This window comes from Streptomyces sp. NPDC002057, from assembly GCF_040296665.1.
In the GTDB taxonomy this organism is placed as follows: Bacteria; Actinomycetota; Actinomycetes; order Streptomycetales; family Streptomycetaceae; genus Streptomyces.
On record NZ_JBEOXR010000080.1, the window covers coordinates 1 to 21,469 of the forward strand.

Here is a 21,469-nt window from a genome sequence, read left to right on the forward strand (position 1 = left end):
GGTGGAACGCAGGGTGTAGTGCACGTCGATGTAGAGGGTGCCGTCCTCGACCGCGTCGAAGGCGACGACCACGTCGTCCACGGTGATCCGACACCCGCCCCCGCGCCCCGGGGGCCCTTCCCCCTACGCGCCCGCGCGCGCACGACCCGAGCGGAGCACCAGATGAGAGGCCAGCGAGCCGCCCTGCGACCCTCCCGCGCCCAGGCGCGCGGCGCGGCGATCGCCGCACTCGTGGCACTCGCCCCCCTTCTCCCGGCGGCGGCCGTCGCGCTGGGCTCGCACGAGGTCGACACCGAACTGCCCTACCTCTGCACCCTGCCCTCCGGAGAACAGCCGGCGAAGGTGCGGATCAAGGCCACCGTCCCCGAACGGGCGGCCGTCGGCGAGGAGATCCGGCCCGCCGACGTCTCCACGACCGTGGAGCTCCCGGCCGCGGCCGTGGCGGACCTCGTCGCGCTCAAGGCCGCCACCGTACGGGCGGAGTCGCTGCTCACGGTCGGGGCCGCCCAGAACGGGCAGCGCACGGAGGCGGGCTGGCGCGGAACCGCGCAGCCCCAGGCCGTCCCCGCCGAAGGACCCCTCACGCTCACGACGACCGGTGACGTGCCGGCCCTGACAACGGACGCCGCCGGCGAACTGACCCTCACCGCCGAGGGCTTCACCGTCGACCTCGCGCCGAGCACGGCCGACTCCACGGCCACCACGCCCCCGTCCGTCTCCGTCACCTGTGTCCCCGGCAAGGAGACGGCGGGCGGCAGGGTGCTGGCCACGGTCCCGGTCGGCGCCGCTCCCGGCGGGCCCTCCACGCCGTCGACCGGCCCCACCTCTTCCACCCCCTCGGCCCCCGCCCCCTCCTCCGGCCCCTCGCTCCCGTCGCCCCCGACGGAACGGGAGACCCCCCGGGGCGGACCGCGGACGGGCCCGAAGGACCCGGGGTCCGCCCCCGGGGCGGGCCGGGGCCCGAGGGCGGCCGACGCGGACGCGCCGGGCGCCGACCCGACGAACCGGCCGGCCGCACCGCCCTGCCGCAAGGAGAATCCGACCTCCACCTCGCTGACCGCGTACATCACCGGCTACTCCAACGTGCGCAAGCTGAACGGCGCCTCCCTCATCCCGGTGACCTGCGTCCTGATCGAGCAGGGCAGCCCGGAGATCGTCTTCCCGCCGGAGGGTCCCCTGCACATGGTGCAGACCTCGGACGCCGCCCTCTCCTACCAGGGGCGCAAGCAGTCGCCGCCCTTCACCTCCACCTTCCTGACCTTCGACTTCGTGCCGGCCACGGCGACGATGATCCTGGAGCAGACGGGGCCCATGACCGTCTCCTCGGACGTCACCCTCGCCTTCCCCGACAACATCGCGGAGACCTACGTCCGCGCCCCCCTGGTCCTGCGCGTCCTCGACGTCCGCGTCAACGGCACCCGCCTGGACGTGGGCCCCTCCTGCCGCACGGAGAAGCCGCTCACCTCGCCCGAGCCCGACCCCGCCAAGTACCCCGGGAACCACCTGGTGCTGCTGGGCAAGGGGCAGCTCATCAACGGCACCGACGCCGTCGGCTACGTCCTTACCAGCGGCGGCCCGCTCACCGGCGAGGTGACCGTCCCCGCCTTCAAGGGCTGCGGCGCCGGCGGCGAGAACCTCGACCGGCTGCTCACCGCGTCCATCTCGGGCCCCGGCAACCACATCAAGCAGATCCAGGGCCAGACCTGCGCCGTGGGCGTCGAGGTGCCCACCGAGGGTCAGTGCACCGAGGACCGCCAGCCGTACGTGGTCCCCAAGCCGGAGCGCTGAGCCGACGCACCCGGCCCCACCCCCGTCCCTTCCCCTCCGCCCGTCCCGCTCCCCTCACCGGAAGGCCCCGCCATGCCCCTCGTCTCCTCCCGCACGCGACTCGCCACCCTCTCCGCCCTGACCGCGCTCGGCGCCTTCGTCTCCGTCGGTACGGCGACGGCGGCCGGCCCGCAACCGAACGGCTCCTGGGCGCCGTTCGACCGCTGCCCCGTCGACGCCCCGGCGATGCTCGCGGCCGACGGTCTCGACAAGGCGCCGCAGTGCGTCTCCTCCTTCTCCGCCAGCGGCTCCATCAAGCTGGGCAAGACCACCGTGATCACCGGCAAGAGCGACCTCCAGATCGGCGTCATCCAGAACGCCGACGGCACCAGCACGGTCGTCGCCCCCGCCGCCGGCTCGATCATCGCCGACTCCGCCACCGTCCCCGGCGGCCTGCTCGGCCTGATGTGTCCGAGCGACATCCCCTTCATCACCGACATCTGCCGGCAGCTGTCGGACGCCAAGCTCAACAAGATCACCGCGACCGTGGAGTCCGTCGGCACCCCCTCGGACTTCAACCAGATCGCGGGCGTCCTCACCGACATGCCGATCGTCAACATCCCGGTCCGCGTCCGCCTGCAGAACCCGTTCCTCGGCAACAACTGCTACATCGGGACGAAGGCCAAGCCGATCATCCTGCGCCCGAGCAACCTCACCTCGCCCTCCTTCGCCGTCGAGCGCTTCAACGGCGACGGCTCCGCGAACGAGGAGGGCGACATGAGCCGCCTCAACATGCTGGGCTCCACCCAGGTCGACACCACCTTCGCCGTCCCCGGCGCCAGCGGCTGCGGCCTCGGCCTCCTCGGCCTGATCGACGGCGCGGTCAACCTCAAGACGGGGCTGCCCTCCCCCGCCGGCAAGAACAGCCTCACCCTCAACAACACCCAGTCCTACCTGACCGGCCTCTACGCGCCCGGCCTCGCCGCCCCCGACGCCGGGAAGGTGTTCGCGCAGAACTGGCACTCGGCCGTCAACTAGCAGCCACTCAGGGACGATTCCCGGCCGACTCGGTGGCCCACGCCCTCCCGGGACGCCAAACTCTTGCGCAAATTGTGTACAGCACACAGAAGGTGTCTTAGCTTCAGCAGTCCACGTCGGTACGCGCCTGACGGCCACGGCGGCGCCCATCCAGCCAGGCTGGGCGCCGCGCCGTCACCCCCCACCGGTCGCGCAGGAGAACAAGGGATCGGTCCATGCCCGCAATCGCACCGTCACCGGACATCGGTGAACCGCTCGACCCGCTCCCCAGGGAGTTCGCCGACTTGATGAGGCCGGAGATCCCCGGCCTCATCAAGGAGATCGGCGTGGAGGTACAGCGGGCCTACCCCGTGTACGCCCATCTCTTCAACGGACCCCACTCCGACGCGATCCGCCAAGGCGTCGAGCAGGCCCTGGCGGCCTTCGTGGAGCGGGTCGCCGCGCCCGGGACCCAGTCGGCCCTCCGGGACGAACTGCTGCGCAAGTTCGGCCGGGTGGAGGCCTACGAGGGCCGGGACCTCGACACCCTGCAGGGCGCCTACCGCCTCGGCGCGCGCATCGCGCTGCGCCGGGCCAAGAGCATCGGGCGCACGTACAACCTCTCCCCCACCCTGATCCTGGCCTTCGCGGACGCCCTCTTCGCCTACGTCGAAGAGCTCGAAGCCCTCTCCCGCGAGGGCTACGTCATGGTCCAGTCCCGCGCGGTGTCCGACGTGGCCACGCTGCGAAGACAGCTGCTCCACCTCGTCGTCGCCGGTCCGCCCCTGCCCCGGGCGACCATCAACGAGCTGTGCCAGGAGGCCTCCTGGCAACTCCCCGCCGAGTGCACCCTGGTCGCCCTCCGCACCCCGGTCGCCGAGCTCGTCCAGGCGGGTCTCGACCGGGACGTCCTCGCGGACCTCGGCCTCCCCCACCCGCACCTGCTCATCCCCGGCCCCCTCACCCCCGAGCGCCTCACCATGCTCGAATCGGCCCTGGCCGGCACCCCCGCCGTCGTGGGCCTGACCGTGCCGCCGGTGCAGGCCGCCCACTCGATCCGCTGGGCGCGCCGCGTCCTCCAGCTCATCGACGACGGCGTCGTGGCGCACGCGCCCCTCGTGCACTGCGCGGACCATCTGACAACGTTATGGTTACTCTCCGACCCCGCCCTCACGGCCCACCTCGCCGCGCGTGAACTCGCCCCGCTCGACAGCCTGTCCGGCACCCGGCGCGAGCGGCTGATCGAGACCCTGCGCGTCCACGTCTCCACCCGGGCCCCCGCCGAACAGGTCGGCGAGATGCTGGGCGTGCACGCCCAGACGGTCCGCTACCGCCTGCGGAACCTGGACAACCACTTCGGCGCCCGGCTCCTCGATCCCGACCACCGCTTCGCCCTCGAAGCGGCCCTGCGCTCGCTCCACCTGCACGGGGCGAGGCGGCCGGACTGAGGGGTCACCCCCGGGTCACCCGCCGCCCGGCGGGATGGGCGTGACGTCCGGTACGGCCGTGGACCTGCCGTACCGGACGCACCGCCCGGGACCCTCCCGTACGGTCCGCCGTACCCGAGGGCCCGTGCGGTCCCCCGTACCCGAGGGGCGTGTACGGGCCCCGTACCGGACGGGCGGGCGTCAGGCCTCGCGGGCACCCTCGTACATCGCCTCGATGACCTCGGCGTACCCGCGCTCCACGACGGGCCGCTTCACCTTGAGGCTCGGGGTCAGCTCGCCGTGCTCGATGTCGAGGTCGCGCGGCAGCACCGAGAACCTCTTGATGGTCTGCCACCGCTGCAGATCGCCGTTGACGCGCTGGACGAAGCCGTCGACCAGGGCGTGCGCCTGCGGTGAGGAGACGACCTCGGCGTAGCCCCGGCCCCCCAGTCCGTTGTCCGCCGCCCAGGGCATGACGGCACCCTCGTCGAGCGTGATCAGGGCCGTGCAGTAGTTGCGGCCGTTGCCGATGACCAGGATGTTGCTCACGTACGGGCAGACGGACTTGAAGCGGCTCTCGATCTCCGTGGGGGCCACGTACTTGCCGCCGGACGTCTTGAACAGGTCCTTCTTCCGGTCGGTGATCCGGACGAAGCCGTCCTTGTCGACCTCGCCGATGTCACCGGTGCGGAACCAGCCGTCGCTGTCGAGGACCTCGGCGGTCTGCTCCGGAAGGTTGTGGTACCCGCGCATGACCCCCGGGCCCCTCAGGAGCAGCTCCCCGTCCTCGGCGACGCGGACCTCGGTGCCGGGCAGGGGCCGGCCGACCGTGCCCACCCGGAAGTCCTCGGCGGGGTTGACGGTCACGGCGGCGCTGGTCTCGGTCAGGCCGTAGCCCTCCAGGACGGGCACCCCGGCGCCGGCGAAGAAGTAGCCGATGTCCGGGGCGAGCGCCGCGCTGCCCGAGGCGCTGCCGCGCAGCTCGCCGCCGAAGGCCGCCCGGATCCTGCCGTAGACGAGGCGGTCGGCGACGGCGTGCTGCACGGTGAGCCACCGGGGCACCGTGCGCCGTCCCGTCGCCACCAGGCTCTCCTGCCCGGTCCTCGCGTAGTCGCGGGCGACCTGCCCCGCCCACAGGAAGATCCGGTACCTGGCACCGCCCTCGGCCCTCGCCCTGGCCGCGATGCCGTTGTAGACCTTCTCGAAGATCCGCGGCGCGGACGCCATCACGGTGGGCCGGACGGCGGGGAGGTTGGTGACGATGCGGTCGACGCGTCCGTCCACCGCGATCACGCTTCCGGTCCTCACCTGACCGGAGATCAGGGCGTTGCCGAAGACATGGGACAGCGGCAGCCAGAGGAACTGCACGTCGTCGGGGCGCAGCAGCCCGCTGACCTCCTGCGCGACACCCTGGTAGGACCAGCAGTCGTGCACCAGGCGCACGCCCTTCGGGCGGCCGGTCGTCCCGGAGGTGTAGATGAGGGTGGCGAGCTGCTCCCGCTCGATGGCCCCGACCGTCGTGTCGATCAGGTCCGGACGCTCCCGCAGGTGCTCCGCGCCGCGCTTCTCCAGGTCGGCGAGGGTGAGCACGTCGAGCCCCTCGACCCGGGGCAGGTCCGCCTCCGCGTCGATGAGGATCGCGTGGTCGAGCGCGGGCAGCCGATCCGTGTGGGCGGCCACCTTGGCCAGCTGGGCCGCGTCCTCGACGAAGATCGCCCGGCTGCCCGAGTCGGCGAGGATGTACGCCGTCTCCTCGGCGTCGGTGCTCGGATAGACGGCGGTCGCGGCGGCTCCCGCGCACATCACGGCCAGGTCGGCGAGGATCCACTCCAGCCGGGTCGAGGAGGAGATGGCCACCCGCTCCTCGGGCCGCAGTCCGAGAGTGAGCAGGCCGGCCGCGATCGCCTTGACGCGCTCCGCGGTCTCGGCCCAGGTCAGCGAGCGCCACTCCTTCGCGCCCCGGGCGCCGTGCTCCGTCGCCACCGGGTGGCGATAGGCCTCCGCCCCGGGCGTCGCCTCGACCCTGGAGAGGAAGAGGTGCGCCAGGGAGGGCGGGCGGCTTTCGAGCGGATACTGCGCCGAACTCATGGCGGCCTCCGGGCCCGGTGTGGCCGTCAACGATTCATTGACCGGCAGGTAACGTGCGAGCAGTGTGGCGAGGCTAGGGCGAATCGTGGCGGCGCGTAAGGGGGGCGGGAGGATCTGGTCCCCGGATCACCGCCCCGCCAGAATGCGGCCATGACCGATGACTCAGCGACACCCGCCGTCCGTGTCGAACGCGAGGGGCCCGTGACGACCGTGGTGTTGTCGCGGCCCGCCGTCCGCAACGCCGTGGACGGGCCGACGGCCCGGCAACTGGCGGACGCCTTCCGGGCGTTCGACGCGGACCCCGAGGCCTCGGTGGCCGTGCTGTGGGGCGAGGGCGGGACCTTCTGCGCCGGTGCGGACCTCACGTCGATCGGCACCGGGCGCGGCAACCGGGTGGAGCCGGACGGCGACGGCCCGATGGGCCCGACCCGCATGTCCCTGTCCAAGCCGGTCATCGCGGCCGTCGCGGGCCACGCCGTGGCCGGCGGGCTCGAACTCGCCCTCTGGTGCGATCTGCGCGTGGCCGAGGAGGACGCGGTGTTCGGGGTGTTCTGCCGCCGGTGGGGGGTGCCGCTGATCGACGGCGGCACGGTACGGCTCCCCCGGCTGATCGGCGAGAGCCGCGCGATGGACCTCGTCCTCACCGGCCGGGCGGTACCGGCGGCCGAGGCGTACACGATGGGCCTCGCCAACCGCCTCGTTCCGCCGGGCCGGGCCCGGGCCGCGGCGGAGGAACTCGCCCGGGAGATCGCGGCCTTCCCCCAGCTGTGTCTGCGCCACGACCGGCTGTCCGTCCGGGAGCAGCACGGACTGTCCGAGGCGGAGGCGCTGGCGGCGGAGCTGCGGCACGGAACCGTGCCGCTGTCGGCGGGCGAGACCCTGGCGGGAGCCGCGCGCTTCACCGCGGGCGCGGGACGGCACGGGTCCTTCGCCGACTGACGCGGCCCGGCGGCTCGCCCGAGCTCGCCGGAACTCACGGCACCATGGCGGCAGGGCGGCTCCGGGGGGTGTCCGGCCGGGTCGCGGAGCGGGCCGGGCGTCCGTTGCGCCGTCCGGGGGACCGAAGGCCGGTCGGCGATCTACGATCGACCGGTGGAGACGGAACGGGCCTCGGCCCTGCTGCTCGTGACGATGTATCAGGCGAACGAGGCCAACCCGGTCGACTACACCGCCATCGACCTGCTGCCCGGCTGGGGAGAGCTGGGCGTCCACCGGCTCCGCGTGGTGGCCGGACACCTTCAGCAGGCGGGACTCGTCCAGCCCCTGGGGGCCGCGTACCAGATGATCTGGAGGGTCACCCCTGCCGGTGCCGTCCACGCCGAGAAGCTCCTTCACGACCGGGACCGCCCGATCGTGCGGTACGACGCCGCGGTCAACGGCCTGGTCACCGCGGCCATCGACGTGTTCCCCGGACACCGGCTGGAGTTGGAGACGTTCGGGGAGTCGGCGCACGCGCAGGTCCTGGACACCGCGCTGAGCCCCGACGAGATCGCGGCCGCGGTCGCGTTCCTGGAGGAGGAGAAGCTGATCACGGTCGAGCGGGTGGACGGCCACCCGGCGGCGATCACGCTCACCCCGCGCGGACGGGAGTGCGGCTGGGTCGACAAGACGGACGTCAGGGGCTATCTGACCGGTCGGCGGCCGGGCGGTATCCAGCAGAACTGGAACATCTCGGTCCACGGGGGCGCGCCCCAGATCGGCCAGGGCAACGTCCAGCACAACCACGGACCGGACCTGGGTCAGGTGATGAGGTTCGCGGGCGAACTGCACGGGCTGGTCTCCGGCGGCTCGTTGACCGTCCCGGAGACCGTCCGGGACCGGATCGTCGAGGACGCCGAGGCGCTGGAGCGCGAGGCGGGACGGGAGGATCCACGGCCCGGCCGGGTCCGAAGGCTCCTCGAAGACCTCCGGGAGAGCCTCATGGTCTCGGACGCCCCGATGGCGCTCCTCGCGGTCCAACGCCTCCTGTGAAACCGGGGCACGAGCGCCGCACGGCGGCCGAAGGCCCCGGAGCCCCCGCCCCTCACACCCACACCCACACCCACACCCACACCCACACCCACACCACTGCGAGGACGACGTGAGCGAGCAGCACAACGGCCAGAACACCTGGAACGTCACCGTCAACGGCGGGGCGCCCCAGCTGGGTCAGGGCAACGTCCAGCACAACACGTTCGGTTACGACCCCCAGCAGCTCGCCGCCTTCGCCCGCGAGGTCCTGGCCGCCGCGCGGACCACGGACCTCTCCGCCGAGGACCGGGCCGCGGTCGTGGCCGACGCCGAGGCGCTGCGGGCGGAGCTGGCCGCTGCGGCGCCCGACGCGGGGCGCGTGCGCGGGCTGGCCCAGCGGGTCTGGCAGGGCGCGCGGACGTACCTGCCCCCGGTCCTCGCGACGGGCTCCGCCCAGGCGGTCGCGGGCTTCCTGGGCATCCCGATCGGGTTCTGACCAGGGGGCGGAGACCCACGGTCGCCGCCACGACCAGCGGGGACCGGCAGCTGTAGCCACGACCAGCAGGGGGAAACGCTTGAGCGTCACAGCAGCCATCGACGGCCGGCTGGCGGGCGCGGCCGCCCGGCGACTCATCGGCCGTGTGGAGCGCGAACTGGTCCGGCGGGGGCAGGCCGGAGGAGGTCTCTCGAGGGTCTTGGCGCACCTCGCCGTCCTCACCGACGCTCCTTCCCCCATCCCCTCGGCCGCCCTGCTCGACGTACCTCCCGGCGACGTGACCGTGGACGAGGTCCTCCGGTGCCTCGACTCCCCGGAGATCAGGGCGATCGCGCAGCATCTGATCGCCATCGAGCTGACCGGCGACGGTCCGCGGGCCACGACGAAGGTGAAGCCGGCCCTGCGCGGCCGGTTCAGGGAGCGCTTCCCGGACACCGACGCCGCCGCCATGACCGCCTACGCGGAACTGGTCTTCTCCCACCTGCATCGCCGCTGCGTGGAGCTGGTCGGCGCGCTGCGCGCGGCGCAGGAACCGGACACGGACGCCGTCGACTGGGCGCACGTCACCCTGGCGAGGACCACGGCCGACTCCCTCGACTCCTACCTCGCGTCGCTGGCCCGCCCCGACCGGCCGACGGCCGGGGAACGCGAGGAGTGGACCGAGCGCTACCGCAGGGCCTTCGCGCTCCACGAGGAGATACCGCTGCCGGACCTCGGCAACCGCCGCCGCATCCACTACAGCAAGATCTTCGTCCCACCGCGTCTGGTCGACGGACAGGCGGAGCGGCACGTCTCCTTCGACACGTTCCTCGACACCGTCGACCGGACCGTACTGCTGGGCGACCCCGGGGCCGGGAAGTCCACGAGCAGTTCCCTGGCCGCGTGTCTCCTCTTCCGGCAGGGCCGGTCGGTCCCCTTCTACGTGGTGATGCGCGAGGTCGACTTCACCGCTTCGGGCTTCTCGTTGATCAAGGTCATCGAAGGCCAGCTGTCCCACCGGTACCAGATCAAGGTGCCGGAGGGCCTGGTCGAGGAGATGCTCCTCGACGGCTCGGCCCTGCTGCTGTTCGACGGTCTGGACGAGGTGCAGTCGGAGAGCGTGCGGCGCCGGTCGTCCGAGATCATCGAGACCGCGAGCCGTCTCTATCCGTTGTCCCGCATCCTCGCCACCTCCCGCATCGTGGGATACAGCTCGGCGCGGCTCAACCCGTCGACCTTCCACGAGTTCCGCATCCGCCCGTTCGACGACGGCGAGGTCCGCGCGTACGTCTTCAAGTGGTTCTCGGTGGGGGCGCGCCTGCCGGAGCCGCCGGGCCGGGTGACGGACGTGTTCATGCGGGAGAGCGCGAGCAGCCCGGATCTCCGGTGCAATCCGCTTCTGCTGGCCTACATCTGCGTGCTGTACCGGGGGCACCGCTTCATACCCCGCAGCCGGGCGCAGCTGTACCGGAAGTGCGCGGAACTGCTCCTGGCCGACTGGGACAACTTCCAGGGCCTCCCGGTGGACGGCGAAACGGATCTGGACACGGTGCGGCACACGCTCGCCGCCCTGGCCTACCGGTCGATCACCGACCCCCGGTGGCTGGCCGGCATGCCCGAGGCCGACGTGCGGCTGGTCGCCTCGTCGGCCATGGCCGACGAGTGGGTTCCCGCCCACGAGGAGGCGCGCCGACTGGCCGAGGAGCTCGTCGACCTCTGCCGCGGCCGTGCGTGGATCTTCACGGAGATGGGCACGGAGGCGGACGGGTCGGGGATCTTCGGTTTCACCCATCAGAGCCTTCAGGAGTACTTCGCCGCCCTTCACCTCGCGCGCAACAGCGGCACCCCGGAGCTCCTCGCGGATCACCTGCTGCCCGAGCTGATGGGAGGCCGGTGGGAGATCCTCGCGCAGATCTGCATGAACCTGGCCGACGAGAAGTGGGCCGGCGGGAGCAGTCGCGTCGTGATGCGGCTGCTCGAACGCGGCCGGACGGCCGAGGGCAGGGGACTGCGGACGCTCGTCGAGTTCATGGCGCGCTGGCTCGACGTGCTGAAGATCAACGTGGCGACCATGCGGCTGCTCGTCACCCTCGCCGTCGACACCTATCTGACCAGCGGCTCGGACGAGCTGAGGAAGTTCCTGTCCCCCTCGGGGTCCTGCACGGAGGCGGCCTGGACGGCGTTCCGGGAGGTGGCCGAGGAGTCCCTGTCCGAGGAGTCGCTCGTGGGGACCTCGCGGGGCCTCGCGCTGGCGTGGCTCGTCGCGAACGTGCAGTACCTGCCCGCGGACCAGGACGAGCGGCGGCGGGTGAGCGTCCACGCCGATCCCGTACGCGGCCACCTCGGCCGGCTCCCGGGGCTGCACGGGATCGCGTCGAGCCACCTGCGGCGCTCCGCCGCCGGGTGGGCCCTCTGTCTCTACACCGGTGCGGCGGAGGTCCGGACGCTGGCCGGTCCGCAGGCACGGCTCGCCGCCGGTCCGCCGGACGCGGCGCGCACGAACATCCTGTCCGTCATGCTCGACACGGCACCCGTCCCGAACGGGCTCGGACCCGTGTCGCCGGCCGCCTGGATCTTCGACGTCATCGGCGGCGCCCCGCCGGACGTCCAGCGGTACGACACCGCCCTGAGCGCCCTGAGCGGCCTGGCCGACGTCCTCGGGAACCCCTTGGACACGCTGGTGAACCTCGACGTACCCCGCCTGGACAGCTCCTTCCTCACCTACTGGAACACCTGCGGCTCCGCCCGCTGCGACAGGGCGTTCCGAGCGCTGTACGACAGGGCGGCCGCTGCCGAACGCGGCGGGGAGGGCGGCGAGAGCAGGGCCCTCACGGGTCTGCTGTACCTGTGCATGGGGCTCGTGGAGATACTCGACGAGAGGTACGCCGCGGAGGATTTCAGACGTCCCTTGTCCGTGGCCCTGCTGCTCAAGGCCCGTACGCAGGGTGCGAAAGACCTCGACCCGCTCATGCCCCGGCTGCTCCCCGCCGCCCAGGGTTTCGTGCGGAACTGGTCGGCGGGCCACGACATCTGGAGCGTGGCCGCCGCGCAGGTGTCCTGACCCGGGTCCGGTGCGCTCCGCCCGCGGCAACGAGCCCCCGACAGCCGGTGTCCGGGTGCCGGGGGCGGGCCGGTACGCTGCGATCCGGCCCCTCGCGCCGCCATCCGCCCGTACCGTCCGTCCCGTCGTCCGAAGGCACCGACATGGTCACCCACCGCATCTCCCACGGCGCTCGGCCGTGGACCGGTGCGCTGCGTGGGGTGCGGGCCGGGGTACTGGCGGTCCTGTGCGTGCTGCTGCCGCTGGGCGGACACACCGTGCTCCCGGGGCACACCCCGCGCCCGCTGGTCCTGGCCCTGGTGGGCGTGGTCGCGCTGCCGCTGTGCCTGGTGCTCACCCGGCGGCGGCTCAGCGACGCCCAGGTGCTCGCCGCGTTCGTGGGGGCGCAGGTCGCCTACCACCTCTGTTACGTGGTGCCCGGGGCGTGCGCGGCGCTCACCGACGCGGGCGGTGACGGGCATCTGCCGGCCCTCGTCGAGCACACCGCGCCCGGAACCGGGTCCTCGGTGCTGTCGGGGGGCCACGCGATCACGGTCCTGCTCGCCGCGCGGCTGCTCGGCGCGACCGAGTCCCTGATCGCGCACGGCCGGCCGCTGGCGGAGTCCACGCGGCGGATCCTGCGCGCTCTGCTGCCCCTCCTGACGGTGGTCCCGGCCGCCCGCGCCCCCCGGCGCCGCCCGTCCACCGACGTGGCTCCGCTGCTTCCGGCGTCCCTGGTGCGTCCGCACCCCGGCCGCGCTCCCCCGGCCCTGGTCCCCCTTCCTCCGCGCCCGTTCCGGCCTTCGGCCGTGACCGGTCTCTGCCTCGCGGTCTGACGTCACGGCCCGGCGGGCCGACGTCCTGACGCGGGCGGACGCCGGCGTGCCGGGCGCGGGCTGTCCACCACGCCGTCACTCCCGTCGCCGTCCGGTGCCGGGAGACTGCAGAGAGCTCTTCCCACCATGCGCGTCATCCCCTCGCGCGCCGCCCGTACGGCGGTGCGTTCCCTCCTCGTCCCCGCGGCCACCATCGGCCTCTTCGCGGTGGCCTCTCCGCAGGCCGCCGCCCACACCGGCCTGGAGGGCTCCGATCCGGCGAACGGCGCCGTGGTCGGCACCCTTCCCCGGTCGGTCACGCTCACCTTCAGCGATCCGATGACCCGGAAGTACGCCCAGCTGGCGGTCACCGGGCCCGGCGGCGCCGCCCTCGGGGACGGCGCGCCGACCGTGTCGGGCCGTACCGTCACGCTGAGGCTCAAGGACGTGGGCCCCGCGGCGGGCGCCTACACCGTGGGGTACCGGGTCGTGTCCGCCGACGGTCACCCCGTCACGGGGACGTCGGCCTTCACCGTGCGGCCCGCAGCGACGAGCGCCGCCGCCACCCCGTCCGCCCCGAGCCCGTCGGCCACCGCCCCGGCCCCGGCCGGCGGGGCGTCGTCGACCCCGTCCCCCCGCTCGTCCCTCTCCCGGACCGCCGTGGCGTCCGGAGAGCGGGCGGAGACCAGCCTGAAGGCCATCGGGATCGGTTTCGGCATCGGGCTGCCCGTCATGATCGCCGCGATGGTGGTCACCGTGCGCCGCCGCGGGAGGAGCGCGGACGATGCCGGTCAGTGACCGCGCGGGCGCCGGAGGGCCACGCCCGCACCGGCTGCTGCTGGTCGCCGCACCCGCCGTCGCGCTGCTGGTGACCGCGGCCGTGGTGGCCGGAGCCGGTGCCACCGGCGGCGCGCCCGGCATCGTGGACGCGGGCCCGCTCACCCGCTGGGCGCTGCCGCTCTCCCGTACCGTCGCGGACGTCTCGGCGGTGGCCACCGTGGGGGCGCTCGTCCTGGCCGTGGTCCTGCTGCCCGGACCGCGGCGGCTGACCGCGACACACGATCGGGCGATGCTGTGGGCGTCGGCCGCGGCGGGCGTCTGGGCGGTCTCCTCGGCCGCCGTCGGTGTGTTCACGCTGTCCGACCTCTTCGCCCGGCCGGTGGCCGACGTCCTCGAACCCGCCGTGCTGCTCGACTTCGTGACCGCCGACGCCCGGGGCACAGCCGCCGCGCTCACCGCGGGCACGGCGGCGCTCCTCGCGACCTTCGGGCCGGGCGTGACGTCGGCGGGGTGGGCCCGGTTCTGGCTGTCGGCGGCGCTCGCCGGGTTGCTGCCCGCCGCGTTCACCGGTCACGCGGCCGGCTCGGCGGACCACGACTCCGCGGTGGTGTCGCTCGCCGTCCACCTCGTCGGGATCTCGGTCTGGGTCGGCGGCCTGATCTTCCTCCTCGTCGTGGTGGCCCGCGGGCACCCGGACGCGCCGGTGGCGGCCCGCCGCTTCAGCGCCCTTGCGGGTGCGGCGCTGCTGGCCACCGGCGCCGGCGGGGTGATCGGCGCGGCGATCCGGCTGCCGGGCTGGGGCGACCTGTTCTCCAGCGCGTACGGGCGGCTCCTCCTGGCCAAGACCGCCGCCCTGGCCCTCCTCGGCCTGGCGGGCCTGTGGCACCGGCGCCGGACCCTGGCCGCTCTCGACGGGGGCGGGGGCCGCGCGTTCCTCCGGCTCGCCGTGGGAGAGCTGCTGCTGATGGCCGCGGCCATGGGGCTCGCGGTCGGACTCGCCCGCACTCCCCCGCCGGTGGTGGCGGGCCCGGTGCCGTCGCGGGCCGAGGAGTTGCTCGGTTTCCCGATGCCTCCGCCGCTCGGCGACTTCCCGTGGACCCCGCTCCTCACCCAGTGGCACTTCGACCCGCTGTTCGCGTTCGGCACGGCGGCGGCCGGGCTCCTGTACACGGTCGGCGTCCGGCGGCTGCGGGCGCGGGGCGACCACTGGCCGGCGGGCCGCACGGTCTCCTGGTTCACGGGGCTCGCGGTGACGGTCCTGGCGACGATGAGCGGGCTGGCCGTCTACGGCAAGGTCATGTTCGGCGTCCACATGGGCCAGCACATGGTCCTGGCGATGACCGTCCCCATCCTGCTGGTGCTCGGCGCGCCCGCGACGCTCGCCCTGCGGACCCTGCCCACCGCGGCGAAGGGCGCCCCGCCCGGTCCGCGCGAGCTGCTCGTGCGGCTGCTCCACAGCCGGTACGTCACGGTGGTCTCGCACCCGGTGGTCGCGAGCGTGCTGTTCATCGGCTCCGCGTTCGCGGTCTACTACACGCCGCTGTTCGAGACGCTGATGCGCGGTCACCTCGGGCACATGGCGATGCTGGTGCACTTCCTCGCGGTGGGACTGCTGTTCTTCTGGGTGATCATCGGGATCGACCCCGGCCCGCGCAGACCGCCGCACCTGGGGCGGCTGTTCGTGCTGATGCTGACGATGCCGTTCCACTCCTGGTTCAGCATCGCCCTGATGAGCTCCAGCGACCTGCTGGCCGAGGGCTGGTGGACGGCGGTGGGCCGCACCTGGGGGCCTTCGCTCGCCGACGACCAGTACAACGCGGGCGCCATCGCCTGGGCCACCGGCGACATCCCCGTACTGATCACCACGATCATCCTCGCCGCCCAGTGGGTGCGGTCCGACGCCCGCGAGGCCCGTCGGGTCGACCGTCGGATCGACCGCGGCGACGCGGGCGATCCGCTGGCCGCGTACAACGCCTATCTCGCCGCCCTCCACGCCCGCGACCGGCGGACGGCAACCACCCGGCGCCCCTCCTGACCCCCGGACTCCTGTCCCCCCGACCCGTCAAGAACGTGGAGAACACGAACAACGTGAAGAACAAGAAGACCGTCGGAAAACAGCTCGGCGCCGCCCTCGTCCTCGTGGTCGCGCTCGCCGTCGCGTTCGGATCGTTCCTGCTGTTCCGCCCCGACCCGGGCGGTGGCGCGGACGCCCTGCCGGAGGCGGCGACGGACGCCCGCGTCGTCCGGGACGACAGCCACCGCCTCACCGACCCGGCGAGGAGCCGGATCACCGTCGTCGAGTTCCTCGACTTCGAGTGCGAGTCGTGCGGCGCCTTCCACCCCGTCATGGACCGGTTGAAGAAGGAGTACGGGGACCGCGTCACGTTCGTGGCCCGCTACTTCCCCCTGCCAGGTCACCGCAACAGCGGCTCCGCGGCCCGCGCCGCCGAGGCCGCCGCGCAGCAGGGGCGCTTCCGGGAGATGCACGACAAGCTCTTCACCACCCAGTCCGAGTGGGGCGAGGCCGAGGAGCCCAAGGACGACGTCTTCCGCGGCTACGCCCGCGCGCTCGGCCTCGACATGGCCCGCTACGACGCCGACGTGGCCTCCCCGCGCACCGCTGAGCGCGTCTCCGCCGACCAGCGCGACGGCATGGGCCTCGGTGTCCGGGGCACCCCGAGCTTCTTCGTCGACGGCGAGAAGGTGTCCCCGCGCGGCTACGAGGACTTCAAGGCCCTTCTCGACCGGCGTCTGTGACGCTCGCTCCACGGGCCGGCCCACCCGTCACCGGGTGGGCCGGCCCGGCGCGTCGGTGCGCGCGGCCGCGACGTACGGCGGGTCCGGCCGTCAGCCCGCCCAGCGGCCGGAGAAGAAGGTGACGGCCACGACGACGGACAGCGGCGCCACCAGGCAGAGGTGGACGGTCAGGAGGCGCGGTCTGCGGAGGGTCCACCCGGCGAGCATGATCCACAGCGGCCACCACAGGAGGGTGGCGCGGGGGACGGACATGTACCAGTACGAGGTCCCCAGCGCCCAGAGGCTCAGCGCGATGTAGCAGGCCTCGGGCCACCGGCGGGCGCGGACCAGCAGGGCGACCATGAGCAGGCCGAGAGCCATGGCCAGGAGTTCGGCCTGCCAGAGAACGGCGTACGGCGTGGTCTGGACGTGTCCGAAGGCGGACTCCCAAGTCGTGCTCCAGGCGTCCCAGGGGGTGTGGAAGTCGCGGTACCAGCCGCGTTCCTGCGCGTGCTTCCACGCCATCCAGTCACCGGTGTGGGCGTGCAGGTAGAGCGTGTAGAGCAGTGGGGGCAGCGCGGGCAGGGTCAGCCAGGGCAGCCGGCGCCAGGTGCGGCGGTCACGGGCCGTCAGGGCGAAGTGGACGGCGAGCGCGGCGGCGAGGAAGAGACCGCTGATCCGTACGGTGGTGGCGCAGGCGGTCAGGACGGCGGCGAGGGGCCAGGCGCGGCGCTGCGCGGCGAGCCAGGCCGGCAGGGCGAAGGCGAGGAAGAGGGCTTCGGTGTAGCCCACGGCCAGGAAGACCGCGCACGGGGAGAGCAGCAGCAACAGGACGGTGCGGCCTCCGCCCTCGGCCCGCGGCAGGTGGAGGCGGGCGATGCGGGCCAGCGCGAGGACGGCGACGGCGCCGGAGACGAGCGAGACGAGGAGTCCGGCGACCGTCCAGTCCGGCACCACGGTGTGGACGGCGCGCAGGACCAGCGGGAAGCCGGGGAAGAAGGCCTCGCGGTTGTCCCACGGCTCCGGCGAGGCACCCGGGTCGTCGGGGAAGTACCCGTCGCGGGCGATGTGCAGGTAGTGACTCCAGTCCCAGCGCTCGAAGACGGCGAGGGCCGGGCCCGGGTCACGGGTCTCGGGGTCGGCTGGGAAGATCCAGCGGGTGCAGTAGGCGGTGATGAGGACGGCGAGCCGGGTGAGGAGGTAGAGCCACAGCACCTCACGATCGGCGGCGTCGGGACGGAATCGCCGGAGCCGGTCCAGGAGGGTGGGGGCGGTGGAGGGGGCACGGGCCGGGGAGGACGCGGAGCCGGGCGTGCGCGTCTCCTCACCCACCACATCAGTGGATATAAAGGGCATTTCGGGCTCTCAAGGGTGCGGAAGGGCGCGGGATCGCCCCCCGTCGAGGGGGCGATCCCGTCGCAGGGGGCGGGGAAGGGTGGAGGCGGGGACGGGCGCGGCGGCCGGGCGCTGTTCCGGGCCGGAGCCCTCAGCCGCCTGGCACGCTCAGCCGTCGGGCGGCGTCGAGCCGTTCGACGCCGAGGTGGGCGGGCCACCCGGCGGGGACGTCGTCGTGCCGATGAAGGGCGGGTTCGTCGAGGTCGGGTGGCCGAAGGACGGGGGCGGGCTGGTCGTGCCCACGGGCGACGGGCCGCTCACCGAAGGAGTGGTGGCGGGCAGGACGGGGGCCGCCCGTCCGGGCAGAAGCGTGGCGAGGGCCGCGCTGCCGCCACCGATGACCAGGCAGGCTCCCGCGGCGAACACCGCGAGGCGGCGCCGCCGGGCGCTCCGGCCCCGGGCGATGATGTCGGCCGCGGGCGGCTGCACCGACCGCGACCGCCCGTCGGCGGCGGCCTGCTGGAAGAGCGACCTGAGAGGGTCGTGGTCGTGGGGCTCAGTCACCGGGCGCCTCCTCGATACGCGGGTCCTGGAGCCGGCCGGCGAGCGCCGCCCGCCCCCGGGCCAGATGGGTCTTGACGGTGCCGGTCGCCAGTCCGGTCTCGCCCGCGACCTGCTCCACGCTGAGGTCGCAGAGGTAGTGGAGGGCGAGCGACCGGCGCTGCTGCGGCGGCAGCTCGCGCAGCGCGTCGACCAGGACCAGGTGGTCCGGCCCCGGCCCCTCGACGGACGGCGGCGCTCCCCCGCGCTTCCACGCCTCGGAGGTCCGCCGCCGGAAACGCCAGCGGCTCACCGCGAGCCGCCACGCGACGGTGCGGATCCACGCCTCGGGCTGGCCGTCCCGGTCCAGCTGGCGCCTGCGGCTCCAGCCCTTGACGAAGGCCTCCTGCACGACGTCCTGCGCTTCGTGCAGGTCGCCGAGCATCACGTACAACTGGCCCGTGAGTCGCGCCGCCGCCTGGGCGTAGAACTCTTCGAACTCCTCGACGGTCAACAGCAACTCCCGGATCTTCCGACTTCACCCCGCATACGCCCGCCGCGGGCCTTCCGGTTGACACCGGACTCCGAGAACAAAGGTGATCGTCATCACGGAACCGCACCACGGGAACACGCGTCGGGGCCGTGCGCCTCAGCCCCTCGGCCGATCCCGCCCGATCCCGCCCGGCCCCGCGCGGAGAGGCCGGGCGGGATGGCGGGTCACCAGCCCATGGCCGCGGGGTCGTCGACGAGGGCGGCGGCGAGGAGGGCGCGGAGGTGATCCGCCTCGGGGAGCAGGACGGCCTCGATCTGCTCGTCGGCGCGGCCGGCCAGGGTGAGTTCCTGGATGCGGCGGAACAGCAGACGGTCCGCCGCGGCGATCAGGGCGGCGGCGGCCCGGGGCCCGATGGCCGGGGCGGGGCCGGGGGTGGCGTCCGGGGTGAGGTCCGGGGCGGCGGCCGTCAGCGCCTCGGCGAGCGCCTCCTCCCGCCGGTCGTGCAGTTCGCGCAGCCGGGCGGTGAGGGTGGGGCTGTCGGCCACCATGCGGGCGAACGCGGGACCGGTGAAGCCGACGACGGGGCTGTGTTCGAGCAGGGCGGTCCGGAACGTCCGCCCCAGGGCGGCGAGCGGCTCCTCGCCGGGATCGCGTTCGGCGACGGCCCGGGCCAGGCCCTGGGTGAACGCCTCGTGGTGGTCGAGGGCCAGGTCCTCCTTGCGGGGGAAGTAGTTGGTCACCGTCTTCTTGGCCACGCGGGCCGCGGTGGCGATCTCGGCGATGGTGGTCCGTTCGAAGCCCTGCTCGATGAAGAGCCTGGTCGCGCGGTCGGAGATCAGCTGCCTGGTCTCCTGCTTCTTGGACTCGCGGAGTCCCAGCTCGTTACTCATGGAGAAATCTTACCTCCGTAGCAAAATTACACTTGACCTACCATCAGGCCCTGCCTAAAGTTACGTCCGTCGCAAAAATCGCCCGAGTAAAAGAATCCACTCTGCCCAGGAGCTGCCCTGAACGTCACCGCCTCCACCCTGTCCCTCACCGTCGCCGACGTGGACGCCTCGTGCGCGTTCTTCCGCACGCACCTCGGCTACCGGGTCGCCATGGCCGCCGACGGCTTCGCGTCCCTGACCCGCGGCGACGCCGCCGCCGACATCGTGCTGCTGCGGCACGGCAGCGACGTACTCCCGCCCGAGCAGCGCGACCGTCGGGCCACGGGGCTGATCCTCGCGCTCACCGTCACCGGGATCGGGGACGTGGAACGGCGTCTGCGCGAGGCCGGCGCCCCGATCACCATGCCGCTGCGCGAGGAGCCCTGGGGCGAGCGGCTGTTCCAGCTCACCGACCCGAACGGAGTGGTCGTCCAGTTCGTCGAATGGGCCACCCCCGACGAGCCGGTGCGGCCCGAGGAGGCGGAGGAGCCCGCCGCGGTCGTCATCACCCCCGCCCCCGAGCACGTCACCGAGTCCCCGAACGCCCGCATGACGGGCCTGGCAGCCCCCAGCCGGGGCAGCACGGAACTGAGCACCTGGACCGTCGCCATGGAGGCCGGACGGACGGGCCCCGAGCACGCCGTCGACCGCGAACAGGTCTGGACGGTCACCTCCGGGACGCTCGCCATCACCTGCGCGGGCCGGACCGAGAAGATCCCGGCCGGGCGGACCGTCGTCCTGCCGCCGGGTGCGCTCCGCCAGGTCCACGCCCCCGAGGCGGCCGAGGCCCACGTCGCCATGCGCGCCGACGGCGTGGCCTCCGTCCCCGGCACCGAGGGCACCCGCGTCCTGCCCTGGGCCGAGTGACGGACCCGGCGCGGAACGGCCCCGGCGCCCCCGTGCCCGAGGAGGGCGCGGGGGCCGCTCCCGCCCCGGCGCGGCCACCGTTTTGCCGGACCGGCAACAGCGCTGGCGCGGCAGGGACACGATGGGCGACGGTGAGCCCGTGACCGACGACATCGCAGCGGGAGCGCCCGCCCACGACACCCTCTCGTCCACCGACGGCTACCTCGGAGACCCCGCGGTACGCGCGGAGTGGGACAGCAGGTACGCCGACCGGCACCAACTCTGGAGCGGCCGGCCCAACGGCGCGCTCGTCGCCGAGGTGGCCGGGCTCACCCCCGGGCGGGTCCTCGACGTCGGCTGCGGCGAGGGGGCGGACGCCGTCTGGCTCGCGCGCGGCGGCTGGGACGTGACCGCCCTGGAGGTCTCGGGCATCGCGCTGGACCGGGCGACCGGTCACGCGCGGGACGCGGGCGTCACCGTTCGCTGGGTCCACGCCACGCTCACGGAGGCGGCCCTCCCGCCGGCCTCGTTCGACCTGGTCTCCGCCCAGTACCCGGCCCTGCTGCGCACGCCCGACGCCGCGGCCGAGCGGGCGCTGCTCTCGGCGGTGGCGGTCGGCGGGGTGCTGCTGCTCGTGCACCACGCGGGCATGGACACCCAGCCGCCGAACGACAGCGGCTTCGACCCCGCCGACTACGTGTGGCCGTCGATGGTCACGGAGCTCCTCGGCGAGGACTGGGCGATCGAGGTGGACGAGCAGCGCCCGCGCGTGGCACCGGACGGCGGCGCCGGCGCGCACCACACCGACGACCTGGTCCTCCGCGCCCGCCGACTGCGCTGATCCCGGTCCCACCCGGCCCCCGTGATCGACCGGCCGGCCTGACGCGGTCCCGACCCGGGCACCCCCGCGTCAGGCCGACCGGCTCCCGGCACGGTCCCGCTCGACGAGCCCGGCCGGGCGGGCCGGCATGCCCCGGTGGCGGAGCTGGATCGCGGCTTCGCTGACCGAGTTGTGCAGCTTCCCGCCCGGACCGCGCAGGGGGTGCTCGTCGCAGACGACGAGGGTCTCCTCGCCCCACGGCCTGAGCTGGAGGAAGATCCTCGCCGTGCCGAGCGACCCGAACGACGCCTCCAGCTCCAGCTCACGTCCGGGAACGGTGTGCCGGACCGTGGTCACCCCCTCGGCCGACCAGGGGCCGAGCCGCACGGAGTAGCGGATCCGGGAGCCGAC

The 21,469-nt window shown here is 73.6% G+C and carries 19 protein-coding genes and 1 pseudogene; 13 read left to right on the top strand and 7 right to left on the bottom strand.

The window, feature by feature from the left end; translation table 11 throughout:
- Positions 1-90 (bottom strand): annotated as a pseudogene (locus ABT129_RS35835) (GPW/gp25 family protein); the annotation flags it as partial.
- A 72-nt stretch (positions 91-162) separates the two neighbouring features.
- On the opposite strand from ABT129_RS35835, the gene ABT129_RS35840 reads away from it, so the two are divergent.
- From ABT129_RS35840 to ABT129_RS35850, 3 genes are all read left to right on the top strand, one after another.
- A complete protein-coding gene (locus ABT129_RS35840; RefSeq protein ID WP_351910062.1) occupies positions 163-1,788 on the top strand; it encodes a DUF6801 domain-containing protein in 1,626 nt (541 codons plus the stop codon).
- 72 nt (positions 1,789-1,860) lie between these two features.
- Positions 1,861-2,805 carry a hypothetical protein gene (locus ABT129_RS35845; protein WP_351910064.1) on the top strand — a complete coding sequence of 315 codons (945 nt, stop codon included), beginning with the start codon at positions 1,861-1,863 and terminating at the stop codon, positions 2,803-2,805.
- A gap of 215 nt (positions 2,806-3,020) precedes the next feature.
- Entirely contained in the window at positions 3,021-4,232 is a 1,212-nt protein-coding gene (locus ABT129_RS35850; protein ID WP_351910066.1) for a PucR-like N-terminal domain-containing protein, read from the top strand.
- Between the two features lie 180 nt (positions 4,233-4,412).
- On the opposite strand, the gene ABT129_RS35855 is transcribed toward ABT129_RS35850, so the two are convergent.
- Positions 4,413-6,299: an AMP-dependent synthetase/ligase gene (locus tag ABT129_RS35855; RefSeq protein ID WP_351910068.1), complete on the bottom strand. Its 1,887-nt coding sequence runs from the start codon at positions 6,297-6,299 to the stop codon at positions 4,413-4,415.
- Between the two features lie 150 nt (positions 6,300-6,449).
- Here ABT129_RS35855 and ABT129_RS35860 point away from each other — a divergent pair, with 150 nt between their 5' ends.
- The 8 genes from ABT129_RS35860 to ABT129_RS35895 all read left to right on the top strand — a co-directional run bounded on the left by ABT129_RS35860 (position 6,450) and on the right by ABT129_RS35895 (position 16,116).
- Positions 6,450-7,238: a crotonase/enoyl-CoA hydratase family protein gene (locus tag ABT129_RS35860; protein WP_351910070.1), complete on the top strand. Its 789-nt coding sequence runs from the start codon at positions 6,450-6,452 to the stop codon at positions 7,236-7,238.
- A gap of 153 nt (positions 7,239-7,391) precedes the next feature.
- Positions 7,392-8,270: a hypothetical protein gene (locus ABT129_RS35865; RefSeq protein WP_351910072.1), complete on the top strand. Its 879-nt coding sequence runs from the start codon at positions 7,392-7,394 to the stop codon at positions 8,268-8,270.
- A gap of 109 nt (positions 8,271-8,379) precedes the next feature.
- Entirely contained in the window at positions 8,380-8,745 is a 366-nt protein-coding gene (locus ABT129_RS35870; RefSeq protein ID WP_351910074.1) for a hypothetical protein, read from the top strand.
- 79 nt (positions 8,746-8,824) lie between these two features.
- Positions 8,825-11,785 (top strand): NACHT domain-containing protein, encoded by a 2,961-nt coding sequence (locus tag ABT129_RS35875; RefSeq protein ID WP_351910076.1) that lies wholly within the window; start codon positions 8,825-8,827, stop codon positions 11,783-11,785.
- 143 nt (positions 11,786-11,928) lie between these two features.
- The gene (locus tag ABT129_RS35880) at positions 11,929-12,600 is read left to right on the top strand and encodes a hypothetical protein (protein WP_351910078.1); all 672 of its coding nucleotides are present in this window, start codon (positions 11,929-11,931) and stop codon (positions 12,598-12,600) included.
- 126 nt (positions 12,601-12,726) lie between these two features.
- Complete coding sequence (locus ABT129_RS35885; RefSeq protein ID WP_351910080.1) at positions 12,727-13,377, top strand: copper resistance CopC family protein; 651 nt, start codon at positions 12,727-12,729, stop codon at positions 13,375-13,377.
- Positions 13,364-15,394 (top strand): bifunctional copper resistance protein CopD/cytochrome c oxidase assembly protein, encoded by a 2,031-nt coding sequence (locus tag ABT129_RS35890; RefSeq protein ID WP_351910082.1) that lies wholly within the window; start codon positions 13,364-13,366, stop codon positions 15,392-15,394. The genes ABT129_RS35885 and ABT129_RS35890 overlap by 14 nt, the downstream gene beginning before the upstream one ends.
- 35 nt (positions 15,395-15,429) lie before the next feature.
- Positions 15,430-16,116, top strand: a complete 687-nt coding sequence (locus ABT129_RS35895) for a DsbA family protein (protein WP_351910084.1) — start codon at positions 15,430-15,432, stop codon at positions 16,114-16,116.
- 90 nt (positions 16,117-16,206) lie between these two features.
- On the opposite strand, the gene ABT129_RS35900 is transcribed toward ABT129_RS35895, so the two are convergent.
- The 4 genes from ABT129_RS35900 to ABT129_RS35915 form a co-directional block, all read right to left on the bottom strand.
- On the bottom strand, positions 16,207-17,451 hold the full coding sequence (locus tag ABT129_RS35900) for a mannosyltransferase family protein (RefSeq protein WP_502982020.1): 1,245 nt from the start codon (positions 17,449-17,451) through the stop codon (positions 16,207-16,209).
- 147 nt (positions 17,452-17,598) lie between these two features.
- The gene (locus ABT129_RS35905) at positions 17,599-17,994 is read right to left on the bottom strand and encodes a hypothetical protein (protein ID WP_351910086.1); all 396 of its coding nucleotides are present in this window, start codon (positions 17,992-17,994) and stop codon (positions 17,599-17,601) included.
- Positions 17,987-18,484, bottom strand: coding sequence for a SigE family RNA polymerase sigma factor (locus tag ABT129_RS35910; RefSeq protein WP_351910104.1), 498 nt, complete (start codon positions 18,482-18,484; stop codon positions 17,987-17,989). Before ABT129_RS35910 ends, ABT129_RS35905 begins: the two co-directional genes overlap by 8 nt.
- A gap of 203 nt (positions 18,485-18,687) precedes the next feature.
- Positions 18,688-19,353, bottom strand: a complete 666-nt coding sequence (locus ABT129_RS35915; RefSeq protein WP_351910088.1) for a TetR/AcrR family transcriptional regulator — start codon at positions 19,351-19,353, stop codon at positions 18,688-18,690.
- A gap of 159 nt (positions 19,354-19,512) precedes the next feature.
- Here ABT129_RS35915 and ABT129_RS35920 point away from each other — a divergent pair, with 159 nt between their 5' ends.
- Together ABT129_RS35920 and ABT129_RS35925 are read left to right on the top strand one after the other, a co-directional pair.
- On the top strand, positions 19,513-20,259 hold the full coding sequence (locus ABT129_RS35920; protein ID WP_502982021.1) for a VOC family protein: 747 nt from the start codon (positions 19,513-19,515) through the stop codon (positions 20,257-20,259).
- Between the two features lie 139 nt (positions 20,260-20,398).
- Entirely contained in the window at positions 20,399-21,079 is a 681-nt protein-coding gene (locus ABT129_RS35925; protein WP_351910090.1) for a class I SAM-dependent methyltransferase, read from the top strand.
- 69 nt (positions 21,080-21,148) lie between these two features.
- Here ABT129_RS35925 and ABT129_RS35930 read toward each other — a convergent pair whose 3' ends face one another.
- The gene (locus ABT129_RS35930; protein WP_351910092.1) at positions 21,149-21,445 is read right to left on the bottom strand and encodes a hypothetical protein; all 297 of its coding nucleotides are present in this window, start codon (positions 21,443-21,445) and stop codon (positions 21,149-21,151) included.
- Between the last annotated feature and the right edge of the window lie 24 nt (positions 21,446-21,469).

Coding starts and splice junctions, on each gene's coding strand:
- ABT129_RS35850 (WP_351910066.1), top strand. CDS start 3,021: ATGCCCGCAATCGCACCGTCACCGGACATCGGTGAACCGCTCGACCCG.
- ABT129_RS35860 (WP_351910070.1), top strand. CDS start 6,450: ATGACCGATGACTCAGCGACACCCGCCGTCCGTGTCGAACGCGAGGGG.
- ABT129_RS35880 (WP_351910078.1), top strand. CDS start 11,929: ATGGTCACCCACCGCATCTCCCACGGCGCTCGGCCGTGGACCGGTGCG.
- ABT129_RS35855 (WP_351910068.1), bottom strand. CDS start 6,299: ATGAGTTCGGCGCAGTATCCGCTCGAAAGCCGCCCGCCCTCCCTGGCG.
- ABT129_RS35885 (WP_351910080.1), top strand. CDS start 12,727: ATGCGCGTCATCCCCTCGCGCGCCGCCCGTACGGCGGTGCGTTCCCTC.
- ABT129_RS35900 (WP_502982020.1), bottom strand. CDS start 17,451: ATGCCCTTTATATCCACTGATGTGGTGGGTGAGGAGACGCGCACGCCC.
- ABT129_RS35845 (WP_351910064.1), top strand. CDS start 1,861: ATGCCCCTCGTCTCCTCCCGCACGCGACTCGCCACCCTCTCCGCCCTG.
- ABT129_RS35840 (WP_351910062.1), top strand. CDS start 163: ATGAGAGGCCAGCGAGCCGCCCTGCGACCCTCCCGCGCCCAGGCGCGC.
- ABT129_RS35890 (WP_351910082.1), top strand. CDS start 13,364: ATGCCGGTCAGTGACCGCGCGGGCGCCGGAGGGCCACGCCCGCACCGG.
- ABT129_RS35915 (WP_351910088.1), bottom strand. CDS start 19,353: ATGAGTAACGAGCTGGGACTCCGCGAGTCCAAGAAGCAGGAGACCAGG.